Source organism: Rhizobium sp. BK289 (genome assembly GCF_014193575.1).
Classification (GTDB): Bacteria; Pseudomonadota; Alphaproteobacteria; order Rhizobiales; family Rhizobiaceae; genus Rhizobium; species Rhizobium tropici_C.
The window spans coordinates 18,595-40,243 of sequence record NZ_JACHZO010000028.1; the positions used below are offsets into that span (position 1 = coordinate 18,595).

Consider the following 21,649-nt stretch of genomic DNA (forward strand, 5'->3'; position numbering starts at 1 on the left):
GGCGCGCCTTCGACCAGGAGAACAACGATGGAAAAACATCAATTGGGAAAAACCGGACCGCAGGTATCGGCGCTCGGCCTCGGCTGCATGGGAATGTCGGGCATGTATGGCCCAGCGGACAGGGCGCCCGCCGCCGCGACCGCCTTTCGGAATCCTTGGGAGCGCTGTCAGTCGACCTGTCGGATAGCGATATGGCTGCGATCGAGCGTGCGATTCCCAAGGATGCCGCCGCCGGGGGCCGTTACCCCGAAGCGCAGCTGACGCATCTCGACAGCGAGAGATAACACGCCAACGGCTTGCCCGCTCGCCGACCCCGCGGGAGCGGGCAAGCAAGATCAGACCGGATTGTTCAACGTGTCGCAATCGCTGAGCTTTCCGGAATCAAAGCCCTGCTTGAACCACTTCATACGCTGCGCCGAGGTGCCGTGATTGAAGCTGTCAGGAACGACATAACCCTGGGTGCGCTTCTGCAGCGTATCGTCACCGATCTGCTGCGCGGCGTTCAAGGCCTCTTCGAGATCGCCAGCCTGCAATATGCCCTTCTGCTGCGTGAACTTACCCCATATGCCGGCAAAGCAATCGGCCTGCAGCTCGATCCGCACCGACATCCTGTTGGCATCCACCTCGCTCATGGTGCGGCGGGCCTGATTGAACCTCGGCAGGATGCCGAGCAGATCCTGAACATGGTGGCCGACTTCATGCGCGACCACATAGGCTTGCGCGAAATCGCCCGATGCGCCGAACTGGTCCTTCATCTGTTTGAAGAAGGCCATGTCGAGATAGACCTTCTGGTCGCTCGGGCAATAGAAGGGGCCGGTGGCCGCCGAAGCCTGGCCGCAAGCCGAGGGGAAGCTGCCGGAAAACAGCACAAGCTTCGGATCGGTATAGGTCTGGCCCATCGATTTGAAGATGCCGTTCCAGGTGTCCTCCGTATCGGCAAGAACGGTCGCAACGAACTGTTTCATCTCGTCATTGGCCGGCTGAGCCCCGCCGCTGCTGTTGGAGGTGCTCTGCTGATATCCGGAACTTCCACCCTCCAGCATGCCGCTTTGCTGCAGCAGGCCGATGACGTCGACGCCCATCGCTCTCAGGATCAGGAAGATCACGATCAGCACGATAATGGTGCGGAAGCTCAGGCCGCCACCGCCGATACCGCCGCCCGGGAACCGGAAGCCTCCGCCACCGCCGCCGCTCATGGGCGACGAGCCGCGTTCGTCCTCGATATTGTCGGATTGCCGACGCCCCTTCCAATCCATAGTGCACCTCCTGGCGATGCCTAAAATCAAAGTCCCTTGAGGCATTTATATATCCAGGAAGTGTAACAAAGCCAGTTGGCTATCGACAGAACATCAGCTTAAACGGCGACGGCGCCATATTTCATTAGACGTCAGCCATAAAAGCGCGAGGCCTATACCCGCCGCGATCAGGAGTGGGGCAATTTCATCGCCGTCGAAGGTCATCCTGTTCATGATGCGGCCGGGAATGAACGTGAACGCGCCCGCCCCGACAATACCGCCGAAATACAGGCTTCCGACGATGCGTTTATGCATCTCTATATTATGCTTGCGGGCGTTGACGATCGCTCTCCAGCAGCCGATGAGAACGAGTATCGAAAGCAGATGGATCGGGCTGAAGCCGTAGAACATGTTGATCTGGTGGATGAAGAAGCTCGATAGCGCCGTAATCACCATCAAGGCCAGCCATATCTTGCCAAGCAGACGGTGCCTCGGCGTCCCCTTCGGCCTGGCCAGAAGATAGGCGCCGAGCACGGCGGCGGGAATGACGGCCGCGACATGGACTTGGATCGCGATCGGGGCATCGAGAAGCGGCTCGAGAGTCATCATCTGTATCCGGTTGAGTTTGCCGATCCTTTCCGCGATAGTGTTGTTCTCTCAATCGAAATCGCGCGAGAAACGGAAAATCTTCGTGGATCACCTCTTTCTGCAATCCACGCTTCGCGAATTGCAGGTCATCCAGCGTTCACCGCGCTTCTGGGCGACCTTCGTCACGATCGTCCTGATCTTTGCCTTGACCGGACCGTACGGCACCCTTGAAAGGCTGATGCCGGGAGTCCGGCTCGGCTACTGGCTCGCCTTGCATGCCATGGCCTGGTCCTTCGCGATCGTCTTCTCCGTTGCTGCCGAAATTCTCCTGCGCAAGCAGATCTCGAACATGTTCGCGCGGATGCTGATTGGGTCGATCGTCGCGTCAATGCCGATAGGCTTCGGCATCACGCTTATCGACCTCGCCTTCTTCGGCGATACGCCCAGCGTGATCGGCGGCCTCGGCAAATCCCTTGGCTCCATACCGCTTTGCATCCTCTTCTGCATTCTCTCCTACATGACCATGCATCGGCAGATAGCGATCGCAGCCGCAGGCTTTAACGTTGCGGAAACGACAGCCTCATCGGCCCCGATGGCCACAGCCCCGCAAATGCCGATTCTCTCGCGCCTGAAACCGGAAAATCGTGGAGCGCTGCTCAGGCTCACCGTGCGCGACCATTATACCGAAGTCGTGACGACACGCGGTCGCGAGCTCATCCTGCTGCGTTTCGGCGACGCGCTGACGGAAATCGGCAATACAGCAGGAATACGTGTGCACCGATCTCACTGGGTTGCGGCGGATCATGTCGACCGGCTGAAACGCGACAATGGCAAGCTTTTCGTCATCGCCCGCGATGGCGCGGAGATGCCCGTCAGCCGCTCTTATGCCGAAGCGGTCCGGCAACACTTCGGTTGACAACTGAGCGGCGGCCGGCGCCTCCTCCATTCCCTAGCGCGCCATTTGGCTCGTTTCTTTTCAGATGCATCGCGTCGCCGTAACTTACGAAAAATGACAAGACATTGTTTACGGTCGCAACCATTGCTCTAAAAAATTCGATCGAATGCACGCCTACATACTTTAAACGCGGCCGATTAATATCTAACTCTGTTTTCGCGCCCATATTCTCTGCGTTGCAATCCTGACATATGTGGACAACCGCAATTCCGCGTCTGCGTGTCTTGCGGCTGGTCTGTGCTGGCAACGTTCCAGAATAGTTGGTCCTGTGAACGCGCAATGCACCGAGGGTTTTATGAAACGATCGATGAGTGTGTCCCTGCTGCTCATGGGAACAGCGGCATTGACTGCCTGCGGCCAAAAGGAAGATACGGTTCAAATATACAAAGACATCGACACATGCATCGCGGGGAGAGTTTTTTCCGCTGACGAATGTCGATCTCAGTTTGCCGCGGCGGAAACGGAACGTCAGCAGAATGCTCCTGCCTATGAAACGGCGGCGAACTGCGAAAAGGATTACGGCGTCAACAATTGCCAGCCCACGACCACTGCCCATCAATCGGGTACGGGCCACTTCATTCCCCTGCTGGCCGGTTATCTCGTCGGCAACGCCGCCAGAACGTTTGACACCAAAGCCCTTTATCAGCCGCGCGGGAGCAGCGACTTTCGCACGGCAACCGGGCGGAGCCTCGCCAACGGTATGCTGCTTGGGAAAGCGGCCAATGTGGAAAGAAAGGACGACAACGGGCAGGCGTCTTCGTCTTCCGGTGGCGGCGGCGGTGGTAGCCTTTGGGGGAGATCTTCCGACCGCGCCGGGCGCTCGAGCGGTAAGGTAGAACGTGGCGGCTGGGGCTTTCGCGGCTTCCATCTTTCGGCCTAACGGGTGAGAGAATGAAACGTATTGTCGTGAACGAGCGGCCGGATTGGAAAGCTCAGGCAGAGGCTTCTGGCTTCACCATCCATTCCATGTATGGCCAACGCTATTGGGATGAACGGCACGCCTATGCATTTTCCCTCGAGGAAATTGAGACGAAGCTCGAGGAGCCCTCAGCCAAGCTGCTGGAAATGTGCTACGCGGCAGCCGAAAGGATCGCTTGCGATGGCGAACTGATGCATCGCATGGCCATTCCGCCAGCCTATCACGATGCGATATTGCGATCCTGGCGCAATCGGGAACATGACCTCTATGGCCGTTTCGACCTCTCCTACGATGGAAAAGGTCCGGCAAAGCTTCTCGAATTCAACGCCGACACGCCGACCAGCCTGTTTGAAAGCGCGGTTTTCCAATGGCAATGGCTTGAAGACATGAAGCGGCGTGGCGAAATTCCTTCCTCGGCAGACCAGTTCAACTCACTGCATGAACGCTTGATCGATGCTATCCGCGTCCTGGCTGCACCTTCGGGCCGCATGCATTTCGCCGGCATGCTGGAATCGGAAGAGGACCTCGTGACCTTGAACTACTTCGTCGATTGCGCCGCGCAAGCGGGCTGCGATGCGAAGCTCATCGCCATGCCCGATATCGGCGTTGACGACAGCCATCGGCTGATCGATCTTCAGGATGAACCCATAGACTGCCTGTTCAAGCTTTATCCGCTCGAAGACATGGTGCGCGAGCCTTTCGGCCGTCATCTGCCGCTAACCCCCACGCGGGTAATCGAGCCACTGTGGAAACTGACGCTGTCCAACAAAGGATTGCTGCCAGTGCTGTGGGAAATGTTCCCCGGCCACGAAAATCTATTGCCGGCCTATTTCGAAGACGACGTGCATGTGGGGGATCTCGGCGATCGCTATGTCCGCAAACCGTTGCTATCTCGCGAAGGTGCGAATGTGACGCTCGTCAATCACGAACCCGGCGCCGGCATATATGAGGTCGAAGGACCATACGGTGAAGAAGGGTATGTAAGACAGGCGATGCATTTGCTTCCCCGCTTTGGCGACGATTGGACTGTCATCGGGTCCTGGATCGTGGCCGGCCAGCCGGCGGGTATCGGCATTCGTGAGGACGACACTCCCATCACCCGGGATACCTCACGCTTCGTCCCTCATTATATTGAGGGTTAGTCGATCATTAGCCGCTATTGCCCGCAAAGCTCGACATTTGACCGCCCAATGAAAATCTCGGCAGAATTCATGTCGATTCCGCGATTTATGGGGTTCCGTTTGCAAATACATTTGCCTATAAGCCGCTTCTAGCCTGAAAATATTTGCCCATGCGCCCCGGCCGGTGACCTCCCACCCTGGCCGGTTTTTCGCGCAACGAAAAAACGGATGAGAGCCCATGCCGAAGCGTCAAGATATCAAATCGATCCTCATTATCGGTGCAGGACCGATTGTTATCGGACAGGCTTGCGAATTCGACTATTCGGGCACGCAGGCCTGCAAGGCGCTGAAGGAGGAAGGCTACCGCGTCATTCTCGTCAACTCCAACCCGGCAACGATCATGACCGATCCGGGTCTGGCGGATGCGACCTATGTCGAGCCGATCACGCCTGAAGTTGTCGCCAAGATCATCGCCAAGGAGCGCCCGGACGCGCTGCTGCCGACCATGGGCGGCCAGACCGCGCTCAACACCGCGCTGTCGCTGAAGCGCATGGGCGTGCTCGACCGCTACAATGTCGAGATGATCGGTGCGAAACCCGCCGCGATCGACATGGCGGAAGACCGCGCCCTCTTCCGCGAAGCCATGGCCCGCATCGGCCTCGAAACGCCGCGCTCCATGCTGGCAAACGCCACCGACATCAAGGACGCCGACCGCAAGACGCATGAGGCCGAGCGGAGCAAGCTGAAGGCATCGCTCTCTGGCCCCGCGCTCGACAAGGCGCTGGACGAATTGGAAAACCAGTGGAACCTCGGCGAGAGCGACCGCAAACAGCGCTACATGAGCCATGCCATGGCCATTGCCGCGCAGGCGCTTGACCATGTCGGCCTGCCCGCCATCATCCGTCCGTCCTTTACGCTCGGCGGCACCGGTGGCGGCATCGCCTATAACCGCTCGGAATTCTTCGAGATCGTCGGCGGCGGCCTCGACGCCTCCCCGACCACGGAAGTGCTGATCGAAGAATCGGTGCTCGGCTGGAAGGAATTCGAGATGGAGGTCGTCCGCGACAAGGCGGACAACTGCATCATCATCTGCTCGATCGAGAACATCGACCCCATGGGCGTTCACACCGGTGACTCGATCACCGTCGCTCCGGCGCTGACGCTGACGGATAAAGAATACCAGATCATGCGCAACGCCTCGATCGCGGTCCTGCGCGAGATCGGCGTCGAGACTGGCGGCTCGAACGTGCAGTTTGCGGTCAATCCGAAGGACGGCCGCCTGGTCGTCATTGAAATGAACCCGCGCGTGTCGCGCTCGTCCGCGCTTGCCTCGAAGGCTACGGGATTCCCGATTGCCAAGATCGCGGCAAAACTCGCCATCGGCTATACGCTGGACGAACTCGAAAACGACATCACCGGCGGCGCGACGCCTGCCTCCTTCGAACCGTCGATCGACTATGTCGTCACCAAGATCCCGCGTTTCGCATTCGAGAAGTTCCCCGGCGCCTCTCCGGTTCTGACCACGGCTATGAAGTCGGTCGGCGAGGTCATGGCGATCGGCCGCACCTTCGCGGAATCGCTGCAGAAGGCGTTGCGCGGCCTCGAAACCGGCCTGACTGGTCTGGACGAGATCGAAATCCCCGGTATCGAGGAAGGCGAAGGCAGCCGCAACGCCATCCGCGCCGCCATCGGCACGCCGACGCCGGACCGCCTGCGCATGGTCGCCCAGGCGCTGCGCTCGGGGCTGAGCGTCGAGGAAGTGCATGAAGGCTGCAAGATCGACCCGTGGTTCCTCGAGCAGCTGAAGAACATCGTCGATATGGAGGCCCGCATCCGCGAGCATGGTCTGCCCGAGGATGCTGCCAATCTGCGCATGCTGAAGGCCATGGGCTTCTCCGATGCGCGTCTTGCAACCTTGACCGACAAGCGTCCGAAGGAAGTGGCGGAACTGCGCAACCGGTTGAGTGTGCGCCCAGTCTTCAAGCGCATCGACACCTGTGCGGCGGAATTCGCCTCGCCGACCGCCTACATGTACTCGACCTACGAAATGCCCTTCGTCGGCGCAGCCCGTTCCGAAGCTGAGGTTTCCGATCGCAAGAAGGTCGTCATCCTCGGCGGCGGTCCGAACCGCATTGGCCAGGGCATCGAATTCGACTATTGCTGCTGTCATGCCGCCTTCGCCCTGAAGGATGCAGGCTACGAAGCGATCATGATCAACTGCAACCCCGAGACGGTTTCGACCGACTACGACACGTCGGATCGCCTCTATTTCGAGCCGCTGACGGCGGAAGACGTGATCGAAATCCTCAAGGCGGAGCAGGAAAAGGGCGAAGTGGTCGGCGTCATCGTCCAGTTCGGCGGCCAGACGCCTCTGAAGCTCGCCGAAGCGCTCGAAAAGAACGGCATCCCGATCCTCGGCACGGCTCCCGACGCGATCGACCTTGCCGAAGACCGCGACCGTTTCCAGAAGCTCTTGATGAAGCTCGATCTCAACCAGCCGAACAACGGCATCGCCTATTCGGTCGAGCAGGCTCGCCTCGTCGCTTCCGAAATCGGCTTCCCGCTGGTCGTGCGCCCGTCCTATGTCTTGGGCGGCCGCGCCATGCAGATCATCCATTCGGAAGGCCAGCTGCAGGGCTACCTCCTCGATACCGTTCCGGAACTGGTGCCGGAAGATATCAAGCAGCGCTATCCCAACGACAAGACCGGCCAGATCAACACGCTGCTCGGCAAGAATCCGTTGCTCTTCGACAGCTATCTGACGAACGCCATCGAAGTCGACGTCGATTGCCTGTCCGACGGCACCGAGGTCTACGTCGCCGGCATCATGGAGCATATCGAGGAAGCCGGCATCCATTCCGGCGATTCGGCCTGCTCGCTGCCGCCGCGCACGCTGTCACCTGCCATGATCGACGAGCTGGAACGCCAGGCAAAGGCCATGGCCAAGGCCTTGAATGTCGGCGGCCTGATGAACGTCCAGTTCGCCATCAAGGACGACACGGTTTATGTGCTCGAAGTCAACCCGCGCGCCTCGCGTACGGTGCCCTTCGTCGCCAAGACCATCGGTGCGCCGATCGCCAAGATCGCCGCGCGCGTCATGGCCGGCGAGAAGCTGGATGCGACCTTTGCCGCCTATGGCGAAAAGCCAGATCCGCGCAAGCTGAAGCACATCGCCGTCAAGGAAGCCGTCTTCCCCTTCGCCCGCTTCCCCGGCGTCGACACCCTGCTCGGACCGGAAATGCGCTCGACGGGCGAAGTCATCGGCCTCGACACGGATTTCGCACTCGCCTTCGCCAAGTCGCAGCTCGGTGCCGGCGTCGAACTGCCGCGTGACGGAACGGTTTTCGTCTCGGTCCGCGACGACGACAAGCCGCGCGTGCTGCCGGCCATCCGCATGCTGACGGAACAGGGCTTCAAGGTGCTCGCAACCGGCGGCACCCAGCGTTACCTCGCTGAAAACGGCATAGAAGCCACGAAGATCAACAAGGTACTGGAAGGCCGTCCGCATATCGAGGACGCGATCCGTAACCGCCAGGTCCAGCTCGTCATCAACACGACCGACAGCAACAAGGCGATCTCGGATTCGAAATCGCTCCGCCGCGCAACGCTGATGCAGAAGGTGCCCTATTACACCACCATGGCCGGCGCCGAAGCCGCTGCCATGGCGATCAAGGCGCTGAAGGCCGGAAACCTGGAAGTCCAACCGCTGCAGAGCTATTTCTGACGGTATGATTCGGCTGCGACGGGCGTGAAGCAGGATAGCCGGCTCACATTCGTCGTACCTAAGCCAGATGGCCGAACGGGCAAGGAGCCTCAACAGGAGCCTTTCCTTAAGTCTTCGAATTTTCTGGCAATCGTCTGTCGCAATCTGCTATAGATGACAGAATAACGGCTCTGAATGGTTCCGAAGTACCGCTTCGGGACCTGTTTTCTTTTGTGTCTGCAGCAGAGCAACACAGGGAGTGAAGGACAAGAAAAATGGTTGAAAAGGTACCGATGACACAGAACGGGTTCGTCAAGCTGCAGGAAGAGCTGCGCTGGCGTCAGCAGGAAGAGCGCCCGCGGATCATCGAGGCAATTGCGGAAGCGCGCGCCCATGGCGATCTCTCCGAAAATGCCGAGTACCATGCGGCCAAGGAAGCCCAGAGCCACAACGAAGGCCGCATCACCGAACTCGAAGACCTGACGGCTCGCGCCGAAGTCATCGATCTTACCAAGATGTCCGGCTCGAAGATCAAGTTCGGAGCAAAGGTGAAGCTCATCGACGAGGACACCGAGGAAGAAAAGATCTATCAGATCGTCGGCGATCAGGAAGCCGACGTGAAGGCTGGCCGCATCTCCATCTCCTCTCCGATCGCCCGCGCACTGATCGGCAAGGAAGTCGGCGACTCAATTGAGGTCAATGCGCCCGGCGGCGCCAAGGGCTACGAAATCCTCTCCGTCACCTGGGGCTGATTGCCCGTGCGCGATCGCGAGTCAGCGCATGCCAGCGATCTCAGAGAGATCGAAATCATCGCAACGAATTTCAAACGCCGGCTTTCCGGCGTGACCTCGACGATCGTGCAGCTGATCCCCAAGCAGGTCGAGCTTGGCTATCACATAGCGACTCTTGGTCCCGGCCTGCCGGAAGACCTGCCCAAGCTCGGCTGGCACCGGCTTCCGGGCCTATGGAGCAGACCCCGCCGTTGCCGCGTGCGCGTCTGGCATGCCCGCCGCAACAACGAGATGCTGGTGGGCCTGCTGCTGCGCTCGGTGCTGCGCATGCCTCTGAAGCTGGTCTTCACCTCGGCCGCCCAGCGCCGCCATACCGGCTATACGCGCTGGCTCATCCGCCGTATGGATGCCGTGATCGCCACCAGCACCCGCTCCGGCAGTTTTCTCGAGGTAGCGCACACCGTCATCCAGCACGGCGTCGATCTCAACCGTTTTCATCCACCGGAAACATCAAGCGACCGCATGGCCGCAGCCGGCCTGCCCGGTACCTATCTGATCGGCTGTTTCGGCCGTGTCCGCCATCAGAAGGGCACCGATCTTTTCGTCAAGGCGATGATCGAGCTGCTGCCGAACCATCCGGACTGGACGGCCGTGGTCTGCGGCCGCGTGACATCAGAGCATCGGAGTTTCGGCGATGAGCTGGAGAAGATGGTGGCTGATGCCGGCCTTTCCGACCGCATCCGCTTCATGGGCGAGGTCGACGACATCAAACCCTGGTATCGCCGTGCCACTCTCTATGTCGCCCCTTCCCGCAATGAAGGCTTCGGCTTGACGCCACTGGAAGCCATGGCCTCCCGTACTGCCGTCGTCGCATCCGATGCCGGCGCCTATGCCGAGATGATCGTCCCGGGCGAAACGGGTGCCGTGGTGCCGGCGGGCGATGGCGAGGCTCTGACAAGAGCGATCGCCTTCTATCTGGACAATCCGGAGGAAACGCTTCGCCAGGGTGAGAATGCCGTGCGCCATGTGCGCAGCGAATTCGCACTGGAGAAGGAAGCGACCGCCATCGGCGACGTCTACAAGCGACTGCTTATCGCCAACAAGTAAGCGCTCGATCAGCGGCCAAGATCGATATGATGCCGCTCGATGAAATCGATCATCGAACGATCCTCCACCATATCCTCTTCGATGCTCTTGACGATCGACAGGACCTTGTCCCGATATTTCGCCGCACTGCTGTCATAGGTCCATCCTCGGGCGAGCTTTTCCGTCAGTTCCTGCCGGGATTTCGTATAATAGTGGTTGAGCTGCAAGAACCGGTTTGAATAGAACTCGGGAGACTTCCGTGCACGCCGCGTAAATCGCTTGCCAGCATCATTGGCCGTCAGATCCCCATAGCCCCGCGTCTGGAATTGATGCACGCTGACCTCGGTCACCTCGCACGGATCGACAATGCATTTGAAATTGCTGACATTTTCCTTTGTCGTCATCGGATCGGCGGCGCGCATGGTATAGTTCAGCGTCAAAGGCCCATCCGGCGGCGTCTCATGGCCGCTGGTGGCGAACATGTGCCATGGCAACGAGATATTCGGAAAATCGCCGACGACCTCCAGCGCCTGCGCGATGGTCGCCGCTTCCTTCGGCAGAAGGAATTCGTCGACATCGATGAATGCCATCCAGCGGTAACCGCCACCAAAATTCAGGATGGCGTGCGCAAAGGTAATGACCTGACCATTCAGCACGGCCGAGGTCGCTGCATCGCGCATCCGCCCCGCCCAGGTAATGATCGTCAGCATATCCTCATTCAGGAGATTGCGAAGAAGGACACAGGTCTCGTCCGTGGAGCCGTTGTCATAGATATAGAAATGACGAATACCGACCGCCCGGTGGAAGCGCACCCATTCCTCGATATAGCGCGCCTCGTTCTTGACGCAGGCGACGATGGCGATGCCATGGCGTCCCGCCGTCGCTTCGGGCGGATCGATGGTCAGCTTCTTGGCATCGGACGCCTTGGGTTTCAGCCAACGCATGAGCTTCATTCCAGCACCCTTATTTTCAAACCCCGCACGGGCGTCGTCATTTTCGGCAAGCGTCACGCCGTCGATTTCATGGCGAACCGGTCGTCGTAACCGAAATCATATTTCAGCAATGCGGAAATGGGAGAATAGTTGACGAAAGAGACGCCGCGCTCGGTGGCAACCTGCCGCGCGAGCACGAGATGCTCGATGATGCGGCCTTCAGCCCGCGCAATTCCCGAAAAAGCCATATCGCCGACGGTTTCATAAAAGCGCGGTTCGCCGGCATTGGAAATATCGATCCCCAGAAAGCCGACCTGATGCTGGGCGCAGTAAAGAGCGAATTGCAGGGCGGATACCGCGACCGACCCACCCAGAAAAACGCCGCGATCCGGCGAGAGTGAAAAGCCTGCAGAACCCTCGGCATCCAGCCGCACATATTGCAGCGTCTTGAGGTCCTCGAGCGAACGCCTGCGGGCGCCATAGGGCTTGCGGATATCGTCGATCAGAATGATGGTCTTGTCCGCGAGCCAGCTCTTGTTGATCTCGCAAAGCGCGCGCAGCACCGCAACGGAAAACAGGCAGAGCGAACCTGGAGCGACCTTCTTGCGCAACAGATCGATGTGTCGCCAGACAAAGCGCTCATCCTCGACCGCAATCGCCAAAGGCTCGGCGATCGGCTCGCCGGTCAATCCGATAGCGCCGTTCAGAAGGATGGCGCTTCTGGCTTCGAGGCCGCTCAGGTCGCAACCACGAATGGATGGGCCGGAGCCGACAATATAGATTGCATCGCCACAGCGTTCGCGCAGCCGATCCATGCCGGCAAGGCTCGCGACCTTCGCTCCGCGGTAATGCACCTCACTGATGCTTTGGCTGCGCACGATGGAAAGCCCTGGAAACCAGTCCTGTACATGCGCCAGCGAACCGCCCAGGAAAAGGCGCACGCCGGACTTGATCAGCGACCGGTGCCAGGGGCGATCCGCCATCCGCCTAGAGCTCCACCAGACCGAGCTTCTTGACCTGCCGGATCGTCAGCATGGTGCGCACGGTATCGACATGTTCGTTCGCGGTCAGAACTTCGATTACGAAGTCCTGGAAGCGGGTGAGATTTTCTGCAACGCAGTGAAGAAGGAAATCGCTGTCGCCGGAAACCATCCATGCCTGCCGCACCAGCGGCCAGGCCGCCGTGGCATTGGCGAAAGCCTTGAGATTGGCCTCCGACTGATGCTTGAGGCCGACCATGCAGAAGGCCACGAGATCGAAGCCCAGTTTCGGGCTGTTCAGCATGGCATGATAGCCTTCGATGACGCCGGCTTCTTCCAGCTTGCGCACCCGGCGCAGGCATGGCGGTGCGGAAATGCCGACACGATCTGCCAACTCGACATTGGTCATCCGTCCGTCTCGCTGCAGTTCCCGCAGAATCTTGATATCAATGGCATCGAGTTCAGCGCGAAGCACTTTTATTGCCTTTCTTTAATTCCCCTTCGCCAGCTTCTATATAAGGCAGGAAAATACGCAAGAAAGTTTCTCTTGCGTAACCGATTCTTACACTAAGCCGATTTGCTCTGTGTGTAATGCAAGGCTGCCCTTGAATAAATGCATAAGGCAATCATAAATGAAGCGGCGAACCGTGAAATCGCCTGCTTTTGGACGTTTGAAGCTGCGGTTTCCCGATCGCCGAATTGAAAGGACTGACTATGCCTGCCCGCCACACGAAGGTGCTCATCATCGGTTCCGGCCCAGCCGGTTACACCGCCGCGGTCTATGCCGCGCGCGCGATGCTGCAGCCCGTTCTGATCGCCGGTCTCGAACAGGGCGGTCAGTTGATGATCACGACCGATGTCGAGAACTATCCGGGCTTTGCCGATCCGATCCAGGGCCCGTGGCTGATGGAGCAAATGCTACAGCAGGCCCAGCATGTCGGCGCAGAAATCGTCAACGACCTCGTGACCGAAGTCGATACCAGCCAACGTCCTTTCGTCGCCCGCACCGATAGCGGCCAGGTCTGGACCGCCGATACCCTCATCATCGCCACCGGCGCCAAGGCAAAGTGGCTGGGAATCGAGAGTGAGCAGCATTTCCAGGGCTTCGGCGTTTCCGCTTGTGCTACCTGCGACGGCTTCTTCTATCGCAATAAGGACGTGATCGTGGTCGGCGGCGGTAACAGCGCCGTCGAGGAAGCACTCTATCTTTCCAATATCGCCAAGTCGGTGACGGTCGTGCATCGCCGCGATTCCTTCCGTGCGGAGAAGATTCTGCAGGAGCGCCTTTTCGCCAAGGCAAATGTCAAGGTTCTCTGGAATACCGAGATTGCCGAGATCACCGGCACGCCCGCCAAGCCGCCTATGCCCCCGTCCGTCACGGGCGCTCGCCTGCGCGATGTGCGCACCGCCGCTATCACCGAAACGCCGATCGACGGCGTCTTCGTCGCCATCGGCCATGCGCCGGCGACCGAACTTTTCAAGGGCAAATTGAAGCTCAAGGACAATGGCTATCTCTGGACCGCGCCGGATTCGACCGCTACCAGCGTCGAAGGCATCTATGCCGCCGGTGACGTGACCGACGATACATTCCGGCAGGCGATCACGGCAGCCGGGATGGGCTGCATGGCGGCGCTTGAGGCGGAACGCTACTTGACTGGGCACATGCCCGTCGCCGTGGCTGCGGAGTGATGCAGCCGATGAGGGGAAACGGCATGCCATTGGATTGGGACAAGCTGCGTATCTTTCACGCGGCTGCCGAAGCGGGTTCGTTCACGCATGCGGCCGATAAGTTGCATTTGTCCCAATCCGCCATCAGCCGGCAGGTCAGCGCGCTCGAGCAGGACGTCGGCATCAAGCTTTTCCACCGCCATGCCCGCGGCCTGATCCTGACCGAACAGGGCGAGCTGCTTTATCGCACGGCTCACGACGTTCTCTTGAAGCTCGAGACCGTCAAGATGCAACTGACCGAGACAACCGACAAGCCGAGCGGCAAGCTGCGCGTGACAACGACCGTCGGCCTCGGCCAGGGCTGGCTGACCGACAAGATTCAGGAATTCCTGCAGCTCTATCCGGATATGCAGATCCAGCTCATCCTCGATAACGAGGAGCTGGACGTGAACATGCGCCATGCAGATTGCGCCATCCGTCTGCGTCAGCCGCAGCAGTCGGATCTCATCCAGCGCAAGCTGTTCACCGTGCATATGCACGTCTATGCAGCTCCCTCCTATATCAACCGCTACGGCGAGCCGCAGTCGGTGGAAGATCTGGACGAGCATCGCATCATCAGCTTCGGCGAGCCGGCACCGAACTACCTGCTCGACGTCAACTGGCTGGAGATCGCCGGCCGGTCGTCCGACAACAAGCGTGTGCCGCATCTGCAGATCAACAGCCAGACATCGATCAAACGCGCGTGCCTTCTCGGCATCGGCATCGCCGTCCTGCCTGATTATATCGTCGGTCGCGATCCAGGCCTTATCCAGCTCGCAATCAATGCGGACGTGCCGTCCTTCGATACGTATTTCTGCTACCCGGACGAGATGAAAAACGCGGCCAAACTTAAAGTTTTTCGTGATTTTATCGTGTCGAAAGCTCGTAACTGGAATTTCTAGTGAAGGTAAGTCACTGATAACGAACTCTTTTTATGACTAATATATCAGCCACGCGTATGATGCATAGCTGATATGCACAAAATAGAGTTGAAGGCTGCCCATTTAACTACCATATCGCACATAGCTGATGCACACGGTGGCTTTTCCTCCCAGTTCCACCGCATTGGCTGTTCCCCTCTGGAGGTTTTTGACCTTCATACCTATAGGGCCCTGGTTTACTCCGGCGGCCCTTTTTTTTGCCTTTTTTGACCCTGCCGTTGCAAACGCATAACTGCCATGCACAAAAAAGCATTGCGCGCTGCACAAATTAGCATCATAACGCACACAGCTGATGCACACGGTGGCTTTTCCTCCCAGTTCCACCGCATTGGCTGTTCCCCTCTGAAGGTTTTGACCTTCACACCTATAAGGGCCCTGGTTTACTCCGGTGGCCCTCTTTTTTTGCCCAATTTCTAAGCAGCCGCGCCTGCAGCCCTGCCGAAAATAATATTCAGCGTCGCCCTTGATATATCGAAATCCGTCGATACATAAATCGGGATTATTCGATATGGCTTGGTGAACACCATGGACAAGAACGAGATATTGAAGGCTTTGGCCAATCCGGCAAGGCTCGAAATCCTCAACCACCTCAAAGATCCAGAGACCCATTTCCCGAGCCAGGAACACCCGCTGGAGCTTGGTGTCTGCGCTAGCCAGTTCGAGCGCTGCGGTCTCTCGCAATCCACCGTCTCGGCCCATCTCGGCACGCTCCACCGCGCCGGTCTGGTGACGACACGGCGCCTTGGCCAGTGGATTTTCTATAAGCGCAACGAAGAAACCATCGCCGAATTCCTTGAAGCCATGCAGAAGGAACTCTGATCATGCCTCTTGCACTCCTCGTTCTCGCGCTCAGCTCCTTTGCCATCGGCACGACGGAATTCGTCATCATGGGACTGCTGCCGGAGGTTGCCTCGGATCTCGCGGTCACCATTCCACAGGCCGGTTGGTTGGTCACCGGCTATGCGCTGGCCGTCGCCATCGGTGCGCCGATCATGGCTGTCTCGACCGCCCATCTGCGCCGGCGATCGGCGCTGATTATGCTGATGGGCTTCTTCATCCTCGGCAATCTTCTCTGCGCCATCGCCCCGAACTATTGGGTTTTGATGATCGCCCGTATCGTCACCGCCCTTTGCCACGGCGCCTTCTTCGGCATCGGTTCGGTCGTCGCGGCCAGCCTGGTGCCGGAAGACCGCAAGGCCCGCGCCGTCGCTTTGATGTTTACCGGCCTGACGCTTGCCAACGTGCTTGGCGTTCCTCTCGGCACGGCATTCGGCCAGGCTTTCGGCTGGCGCGCGCCGTTCTGGATCGTCACGCTGCTCGGCGTCGCCTCTATCGCCGGACTTGTTGCCGTGCTGCCGAAGAACGAAAAAGCACGCCAGGGCAGCCTCGGCCGCGAAATAGCAGCCTTGCGTGGTCTCGGCCTCTGGCTGGCGCTGCTGACGACCGTTTTCTTCTCGGCCGCCATGTTCGCGCTTTTCACCTACATCGCCCCGATGCTGCGCGATGTCACGGGCGTTTCGCCCGAAACGGTGACCTGGACTCTGCTCTCGATCGGTGTCGGTCTGACCATCGGCAACCTCATCGGCGGCAAGCTCGCGGACTGGCGCCTCGGCACCACGCTTGCCGGTGTCTTCCTGGCGATCGCGGTGACATCGACGATCTTCAGCGTCACCATCCACTCCCTCGTCGGCGCCGAAATCACCCTCTTCCTGTGGGCTGCGGCTGCTTTCGCTGCCGTGCCGGCATTGCAGATCAATGTCGTCAACTTCGGCAAGGATGCCCCGAACCTCGTATCGACCATCAATATCGGCGCCTTCAACACCGGTAACGCGCTCGGCGCCTGGATCGGCGGCGTTGTCATCGACGAGGGCTTTTCCCTGGCTCAGGTGCCGCTCGCCGGCTCGGCCATGGCAATTCTCGGCTTTGTGACAGTCCTGCTGACCTTTGCCGCCTTGCGTCCCAAGGGCGAAGCCCTCGCCTCGTCCTGATATTTTCCCTCCCCCTTCATCCTCCCCCCAGTAAAAAGGACCTACTCAATGACCAAACTGTTCGAACCAACCAAGCTCGGCGACATCTCCATCGCCAACCGCATCGTCATGGCGCCGCTCACGCGCAATCGCTCGCCGAATGCCGTGCCGAACGAGCTGAACGTCAAATATTATGCCCAGCGCGCGACCGCCGGCCTGATCATCACGGAAGCAACGGCGATCACCCATCAGGGTCAGGGCTACGCCAACGTTCCCGGCCTCTACAGCAAGGAAGCGCTCGACGGCTGGAAGAAGGTAACGGATGCCGTGCGTGCCAATGGCGGCAAGATCGTCGTGCAGATGTGGCATGTCGGTCGTATCTCCCATACGACCCTGCAGCCGAATGGCGGCAAGCCAGTCTCCTCCACTTCCAGGCGTGCTGAAAATTCGAAGACCTATCTGGTCAACAGCGACGGCACCGGCGGCTTTACCGACGTTTCCGAACCGCGTGCGCTCGAAACCTCGGAAATCCCGGGCATCGTCGAGGACTATCGCAAGGCCGCCCGCGCCGCGATTGATGCCGGTTTCGACGGCGTCGAGATCCATGGCGCCAACGGCTACCTGATTGACCAGTTCCTGCGCGGCAACGTCAATGACCGCACCGACCAATATGGCGGCTCGATCGAAAACCGTGCCCGTTTCCTGTTCGAAGTGGTCGATGCCGTCACCAAGGAAGTCGGTGCAGGCCGCACCGCAATCCGCATTTCGCCGGTCACCTCATCCGGCGATGCCAGCGACCCGGCCCCGCAGCAGCTCTTCACCTATGTCGTCGAAGGCCTGGCGAAGTACGGCCTCGCCTATATCCACGTCATCGAAGGCCAGACCGGCGGTAAGCGCGACTCCCTCCCCTTCGATTACGATGCCCTGCATGCAGCCTATAAGGTCGCAGGCGGCAAGGCCGGCTGGATGGTCAACAATGCCTATACGCGCGAGATGGCGATCGAAGCCGTCGACAACGGCAAGGCCGATGTCGTTGCCTTCGGCAAGCCGTTCATCTCCAATCCGGATCTCGTCCGCCGCCTGAAGGAAAACGCACCGCTCGCCCAATGGGACCAGGCAACGCTCTACGGCGGCGGCGCCAAGGGCTACGACGACTATCCGGCCCTGGACGAAGCGGCTTAAGCAGCGATCCATCTCGCAGGCAGCGCCTTCGCCCGTGGCCAGCCTGACGAACTGTGCTTAACGCCCAAAAAGTGCCCTCGCGACGAACCGTTGCGAGGGCTTTTCTATTTCGGCGCTTGAAAACAGGCGTTGCACAACCGAGCTAAGCAGGCGTGCCGATCGCAAGATCATGATACCCACCTAGCAAAGCCGATATATGTTTGAACGCTACATAGACCGTTGGTCGCTGACGCCGGACGGCGATCCCATCATCACCCATTCGAGCCACCTTCTTCCGGTCATCTGGCGGGATAAGCCCGCCATGATCAAGGTTGCGCAAAATGTCGACGAGAAGTTCGGCAATCGCGTGCTGCGCTGGTGGGATGGCGAAGGCGCCGCCTTTGTCTACGAACATGACGATGACGCCGCCCTCATCGAACGAGCAACCGGCGCAGGCTCGCTGCTCACCATGGCAATGCAGGGAGAAGATGACGAGGCGAGCAGGATCATGTGTCGCACAGCGGCGAGGCTGCATGCAGGCAAGGCAAAGCAGCTACCGCCGGATCTGGTGCCGCTGGATCGCTGGTTTCGGGAGCTTGAACCGGCGGCACGCATCCATGGCGGCATGCTCGCCGCCTGTGCCGATGTGGCCGCACGACTTCTGGCGGATCAACGCGACCAGACCATATTGCACGGCGACATTCACCACGAAAACATTCTCGATTTCGGCCCCCGCGGCTGGCTCGCTATCGACCCCAAGCGGGTCCATGGCGAGCGCGGTTTCGATTTCGCCAATATCTTCTGCAATCCCGAACTGCCTATTGTTATGAAGCCGGGCCGCCTGCAACGGCAATTGCCGATCGTCTGTGCCGAGGCGGGCCTCGAACCGAAACGCCTTCTGCAATGGATCATCGCCTATGCGGGGCTTTCGGCGACTTGGTTCTTGAGCGATGGTGACACCAAGAATGCGGATTCGGATTTAACCGTCGCTAGCATCGCCTTCTCCGAATTCAACGCCTGACGGCCGGCTCATGCCGCGGGCAGGCAGCCGATCGCTGCAAGTGTTGCCTTCACCGCCTCGTCGATCGGTGTATGCGGCTCTTCGCCGAGCACGGCCAGCAGCTTGTCATTCCTCATCTGCAGCGGCACCTTCCACAGGTAGCTCATTTCACGCAGCTCCCGCATGAAGGGCACGAAGGGTGCGGCCAGCGGCACTATTATCCAGGGAAATGCCTTGACCTTCACCGCATGCCCGAGCACACGCCGCACGGCATCGATCATCTGCCTGCCATCGCCATCCCAATGGCCCCGCATGTGGTAAACCGCGAAAGCAGGCAGTTCATCCCCCTTTTCGATCAGCCGGATCATCGTCTCGGCGACATCGGGCAGATAGGCCCATTGATGCCCGAGACCGACCCTGCCCGGATAGGTGATGGAGCTGACTGGCTTGCCTGGTGTCACCATGGCCTGCGAGAACCAGCTATTGGCACGAGATCCGCCAAAGAAATCGCCGGCACGAACAATGATGACAGGCGTATCGCCCCGCTCTGCCGCCGCCTCCAGGCGCCGCTCCATTTCAACGCGAATGGCGCCCTTGCGGGTCTTCGGCCGCTGCGCGCTGTCCTCCGTGACATGAGGGAACACATCGGGACCGAAATTGTAAACCGTACCGGGCAGCACGATCCGCGCACCGATAGCCTTGGCGGCGGCAATGGTGTTATCGAGCATCGGCAGGACGACTTTGCCCCAATTGCGATAGCCGGGTGGGTTGACGGCATGCACGATGACATCAGCGCCCTGCGCCGCCTTCAGAACATCATCCGCCTGCATGGCATCGCCCTGAAACCAGTTGAACTCCGGCTGGCGGCGGGCCGCTTCGGCTGCATTGCGGTTCAGCGCCCGAATGCGCCAGCCGCGAAGGGCAAGCCCTTCCGCGACTGCACCGCCAATACCGCCGGTCGCGCCGAGTATCAGGGCCGTCTTCGTGCTTTCCTTATGGTTGCTCATCATCATCTCCATCTGTTTCGATGGACTGAGTATGCTTGGTATCGACGATAAACGAAATTGCAGAAAAATATGCAGATGATATACGTAAATGTATGACATCACCCTCTGAACCAAGCTGGGATTTCTATCGCACCTTCCTTGCCGTGCTGCAGCACGGTTCGCTTTCGGCGGCTGCTCGCGATCTCGGCCTGACACAGCCGACGGTCGGCCGTCATATCGATGCATTGGAAAAGGCGGTCGCCGCCGAACTGTTCACACGTTCACAGCAGGGCTTGTTGCCGACCGATGCCGCTCTTGCCCTGAAACCTTATGCCGAGACGCTGGCCAGTACGGCTGCCGCCTTGCTGCGAGCCGCCTCCGGTTCGAAAGACAAGGTCAGCGGCACGGTGCGCATCAGCGCCAGCGAGGTCATCGGAACGGAGGTGTTGCCAGCGATCCTTGCCGAACTGCAGGCAAAATATCCCGACCTCATTGTCGAGCTGTCCGCTTCCGACGCGGTGGAAGACCTGCTGCAGCGTGAAGCCGATATTGCCGTGCGCATGGTCGCGCCGGCGCAGGAGGCGTTGCTCTCGCGCCATATCGGCACCATCACCCTCGGCCTCTTCGCTCATCGCAGCTATATTGAGCGGCATGGCAAACCTGAAACCCGTGAGGCTCTGCGCCGGCACAAGCTGATCGGCTTCGATCGCCAGACTGCCTACATACGGATGATGCGGAAACGCTATCCGATGCTCGACGGTATCTCTTTCAGCTTTCGATCCGACCATAGCATCGCATTGCATAATGCTTTGCGCGCCGGTATCGGCATCGGCTTTTATCAGATCCCCTTGGCACGACGCGACGCAAGCCTGGTGCACCTGCTGCCCGAAATCGAATTGTCGCTCGACACCTGGGTCGTCATGCACGAAAACCTGAAGACATCGCCGCGCTGCCGCGTGACATTTGACGCGCTGGTCGCGGGTTTGCTTACTTACATCAAAGGTAACAACGCGGAGGAACCGTCTTGACTGTTGGAGCGGCGGTGGAGCTCGTACCATATGACCCGAACTGGCCGGATGATTTCGAGCGCATCCGGGAGCAGCTCCAACGGTTGGTGGCACCCTATGCCGTGACGATCACGCATATCGGCAGCACATCCATTCCCGGCCTCGCGGCAAAACCGCTTATCGATATCGACATCATCCTGCGCGGCTCCGCCGACGTTCCCGCCGCGACGCAGATTCTGCTGAACCAAGGTTACGAGCCGCGCGGTAACCGCTATGACGATGAAGTCTGGGCGTTCATGCGGCGCGACGGCATGCCGCCGGAGCGCGTCTATCTTTGTCCGCCAAACAACCGGACGCATGAACGCAGGATGATCTTTCGGGATTATCTTCGGGGACACCCGGCGGAAGCAGCCGCCTATGAGAAACTGAAGCTGGAACTCGCCAAAACCTACCGGCACGATGGTGACCGCTATACTGCCGAGAAGCGTCACTTCGTCGAAGCGATCATCGAAAAGGCAGTTGCCGAACGCCAAGCCTAGAGCGCCGAGCATTCAGACTGAATCGAAAGGGATTCCTTCGACTGGAATTTCGTGATTCACTTCGGTCGGAGGTGATTTGCGATGACGAGAT

20 protein-coding genes and 1 pseudogene are annotated in these 21,649 nt (G+C 59.4%); 15 read left to right on the plus strand and 6 right to left on the minus strand.

The window, feature by feature from the left end:
* Positions 1–122: 122 nt before the first annotated feature.
* Positions 123–284, plus strand: a pseudogene (locus FHT84_RS30480) (aldo/keto reductase); the annotation flags it as partial.
* Between the two features lie 51 nt (positions 285–335).
* Here FHT84_RS30480 and FHT84_RS30485 read toward each other — a convergent pair.
* Positions 336–1,256 (minus strand): neutral zinc metallopeptidase, encoded by a 921-nt coding sequence (locus FHT84_RS30485; RefSeq protein WP_113251119.1) that lies wholly within the window; start codon positions 1,254–1,256, stop codon positions 336–338.
* A 93-nt stretch (positions 1,257–1,349) separates the two neighbouring features.
* Positions 1,350–1,841: a DUF2306 domain-containing protein gene (locus FHT84_RS30490; protein ID WP_113251154.1), complete on the minus strand. Its 492-nt coding sequence runs from the start codon at positions 1,839–1,841 to the stop codon at positions 1,350–1,352.
* Positions 1,842–1,926: 85 nt separating this feature from the next.
* Between FHT84_RS30490 and FHT84_RS30495 the strand changes: the two genes are divergently transcribed.
* The 6 genes from FHT84_RS30495 (at position 1,927) to FHT84_RS30520 (ending at position 10,359) form a co-directional block, all read left to right on the plus strand.
* Complete coding sequence (locus tag FHT84_RS30495; RefSeq protein WP_183765767.1) at positions 1,927–2,739, plus strand: LytTR family DNA-binding domain-containing protein; 813 nt, start codon at positions 1,927–1,929, stop codon at positions 2,737–2,739.
* A 346-nt stretch (positions 2,740–3,085) separates the two neighbouring features.
* Positions 3,086–3,658 carry a DUF1190 domain-containing protein gene (locus tag FHT84_RS30500; RefSeq protein WP_162737045.1) on the plus strand — a complete coding sequence of 191 codons (573 nt, stop codon included), beginning with the start codon at positions 3,086–3,088 and terminating at the stop codon, positions 3,656–3,658.
* 11 nt (positions 3,659–3,669) lie between these two features.
* Positions 3,670–4,839 (plus strand): glutathionylspermidine synthase family protein, encoded by a 1,170-nt coding sequence (locus FHT84_RS30505; protein ID WP_113251116.1) that lies wholly within the window; start codon positions 3,670–3,672, stop codon positions 4,837–4,839.
* Between the two features lie 217 nt (positions 4,840–5,056).
* Complete coding sequence (gene carB / locus FHT84_RS30510) at positions 5,057–8,542, plus strand: carbamoyl-phosphate synthase large subunit (RefSeq protein ID WP_113251115.1); 3,486 nt, start codon at positions 5,057–5,059, stop codon at positions 8,540–8,542.
* Positions 8,543–8,796: 254 nt separating this feature from the next.
* Entirely contained in the window at positions 8,797–9,273 is a 477-nt protein-coding gene (gene greA, locus FHT84_RS30515) for a transcription elongation factor GreA (RefSeq protein ID WP_112344089.1), read from the plus strand.
* 6 nt (positions 9,274–9,279) lie between these two features.
* Positions 9,280–10,359: a glycosyltransferase family 4 protein gene (locus tag FHT84_RS30520; RefSeq protein WP_113251153.1), complete on the plus strand. Its 1,080-nt coding sequence runs from the start codon at positions 9,280–9,282 to the stop codon at positions 10,357–10,359.
* 8 nt (positions 10,360–10,367) lie between these two features.
* On the opposite strand, the gene FHT84_RS30525 is transcribed toward FHT84_RS30520, so the two are convergent.
* The 3 genes from FHT84_RS30525 to FHT84_RS30535 all read right to left on the minus strand — a co-directional run bounded on the left by FHT84_RS30525 (position 10,368) and on the right by FHT84_RS30535 (position 12,725).
* Complete coding sequence (locus FHT84_RS30525; RefSeq protein ID WP_113251152.1) at positions 10,368–11,282, minus strand: glycosyltransferase family 92 protein; 915 nt, start codon at positions 11,280–11,282, stop codon at positions 10,368–10,370.
* A 62-nt stretch (positions 11,283–11,344) separates the two neighbouring features.
* Complete coding sequence (locus FHT84_RS30530) at positions 11,345–12,253, minus strand: glycosyl transferase (RefSeq protein WP_113251114.1); 909 nt, start codon at positions 12,251–12,253, stop codon at positions 11,345–11,347.
* A 4-nt stretch (positions 12,254–12,257) separates the two neighbouring features.
* Positions 12,258–12,725: an Lrp/AsnC family transcriptional regulator gene (locus FHT84_RS30535; RefSeq protein WP_112344091.1), complete on the minus strand. Its 468-nt coding sequence runs from the start codon at positions 12,723–12,725 to the stop codon at positions 12,258–12,260.
* Between the two features lie 239 nt (positions 12,726–12,964).
* Here FHT84_RS30535 and trxB point away from each other — a divergent pair, with 239 nt between their 5' ends.
* The 6 genes from trxB to FHT84_RS30565 all read left to right on the plus strand — a co-directional run bounded on the left by trxB (position 12,965) and on the right by FHT84_RS30565 (position 19,047).
* Positions 12,965–13,939, plus strand: coding sequence for a thioredoxin-disulfide reductase (gene trxB / locus FHT84_RS30540; protein ID WP_112344092.1), 975 nt, complete (start codon positions 12,965–12,967; stop codon positions 13,937–13,939).
* Positions 13,940–13,962: 23 nt separating this feature from the next.
* Entirely contained in the window at positions 13,963–14,859 is an 897-nt protein-coding gene (locus FHT84_RS30545) for a LysR family transcriptional regulator VtlR (protein WP_112344093.1), read from the plus strand.
* A 564-nt stretch (positions 14,860–15,423) separates the two neighbouring features.
* Positions 15,424–15,717, plus strand: a complete 294-nt coding sequence (locus FHT84_RS30550; protein WP_113251113.1) for a metalloregulator ArsR/SmtB family transcription factor — start codon at positions 15,424–15,426, stop codon at positions 15,715–15,717.
* Between the two features lie 2 nt (positions 15,718–15,719).
* Positions 15,720–16,886 (plus strand): MFS transporter, encoded by a 1,167-nt coding sequence (locus tag FHT84_RS30555; RefSeq protein ID WP_113251112.1) that lies wholly within the window; start codon positions 15,720–15,722, stop codon positions 16,884–16,886.
* Positions 16,887–16,934: 48 nt separating this feature from the next.
* Entirely contained in the window at positions 16,935–18,047 is a 1,113-nt protein-coding gene (locus FHT84_RS30560) for an alkene reductase (protein WP_183765770.1), read from the plus strand.
* Positions 18,048–18,243: 196 nt separating this feature from the next.
* Positions 18,244–19,047 (plus strand): aminoglycoside phosphotransferase family protein, encoded by an 804-nt coding sequence (locus FHT84_RS30565; protein WP_113251110.1) that lies wholly within the window; start codon positions 18,244–18,246, stop codon positions 19,045–19,047.
* Positions 19,048–19,055: 8 nt separating this feature from the next.
* Here FHT84_RS30565 and FHT84_RS30570 read toward each other — a convergent pair whose 3' ends face one another.
* The gene (locus FHT84_RS30570) at positions 19,056–20,033 is read right to left on the minus strand and encodes an NAD-dependent epimerase/dehydratase family protein (RefSeq protein ID WP_246698676.1); all 978 of its coding nucleotides are present in this window, start codon (positions 20,031–20,033) and stop codon (positions 19,056–19,058) included.
* Positions 20,034–20,125: 92 nt separating this feature from the next.
* Here FHT84_RS30570 and FHT84_RS30575 point away from each other — a divergent pair, with 92 nt between their 5' ends.
* Both FHT84_RS30575 and FHT84_RS30580 read left to right on the plus strand, forming a co-directional pair.
* Positions 20,126–21,040: a LysR family transcriptional regulator gene (locus FHT84_RS30575; protein ID WP_113251108.1), complete on the plus strand. Its 915-nt coding sequence runs from the start codon at positions 20,126–20,128 to the stop codon at positions 21,038–21,040.
* Complete coding sequence (locus tag FHT84_RS30580) at positions 21,037–21,558, plus strand: GrpB family protein (protein ID WP_169645772.1); 522 nt, start codon at positions 21,037–21,039, stop codon at positions 21,556–21,558. Before FHT84_RS30575 ends, FHT84_RS30580 begins: the two co-directional genes overlap by 4 nt.
* Positions 21,559–21,649: the final 91 nt, after the last annotated feature.

Coding starts and splice junctions, on each gene's coding strand:
- FHT84_RS30485 (WP_113251119.1), bottom strand. CDS start 1,256: ATGGATTGGAAGGGGCGTCGGCAATCCGACAATATCGAGGACGAACGC.
- FHT84_RS30490 (WP_113251154.1), bottom strand. CDS start 1,841: ATGACTCTCGAGCCGCTTCTCGATGCCCCGATCGCGATCCAAGTCCAT.
- FHT84_RS30500 (WP_162737045.1), top strand. CDS start 3,086: ATGAGTGTGTCCCTGCTGCTCATGGGAACAGCGGCATTGACTGCCTGC.
- FHT84_RS30505 (WP_113251116.1), top strand. CDS start 3,670: ATGAAACGTATTGTCGTGAACGAGCGGCCGGATTGGAAAGCTCAGGCA.
- carB (WP_113251115.1), top strand. CDS start 5,057: ATGCCGAAGCGTCAAGATATCAAATCGATCCTCATTATCGGTGCAGGA.
- greA (WP_112344089.1), top strand. CDS start 8,797: ATGGTTGAAAAGGTACCGATGACACAGAACGGGTTCGTCAAGCTGCAG.
- FHT84_RS30525 (WP_113251152.1), bottom strand. CDS start 11,282: ATGCGTTGGCTGAAACCCAAGGCGTCCGATGCCAAGAAGCTGACCATC.
- FHT84_RS30530 (WP_113251114.1), bottom strand. CDS start 12,253: ATGGCGGATCGCCCCTGGCACCGGTCGCTGATCAAGTCCGGCGTGCGC.
- trxB (WP_112344092.1), top strand. CDS start 12,965: ATGCCTGCCCGCCACACGAAGGTGCTCATCATCGGTTCCGGCCCAGCC.
- FHT84_RS30545 (WP_112344093.1), top strand. CDS start 13,963: ATGCCATTGGATTGGGACAAGCTGCGTATCTTTCACGCGGCTGCCGAA.
- FHT84_RS30550 (WP_113251113.1), top strand. CDS start 15,424: ATGGACAAGAACGAGATATTGAAGGCTTTGGCCAATCCGGCAAGGCTC.
- FHT84_RS30555 (WP_113251112.1), top strand. CDS start 15,720: ATGCCTCTTGCACTCCTCGTTCTCGCGCTCAGCTCCTTTGCCATCGGC.
- FHT84_RS30560 (WP_183765770.1), top strand. CDS start 16,935: ATGACCAAACTGTTCGAACCAACCAAGCTCGGCGACATCTCCATCGCC.
- FHT84_RS30565 (WP_113251110.1), top strand. CDS start 18,244: ATGTTTGAACGCTACATAGACCGTTGGTCGCTGACGCCGGACGGCGAT.
- FHT84_RS30570 (WP_246698676.1), bottom strand. CDS start 20,033: ATGAGCAACCATAAGGAAAGCACGAAGACGGCCCTGATACTCGGCGCG.
- FHT84_RS30575 (WP_113251108.1), top strand. CDS start 20,126: ATGACATCACCCTCTGAACCAAGCTGGGATTTCTATCGCACCTTCCTT.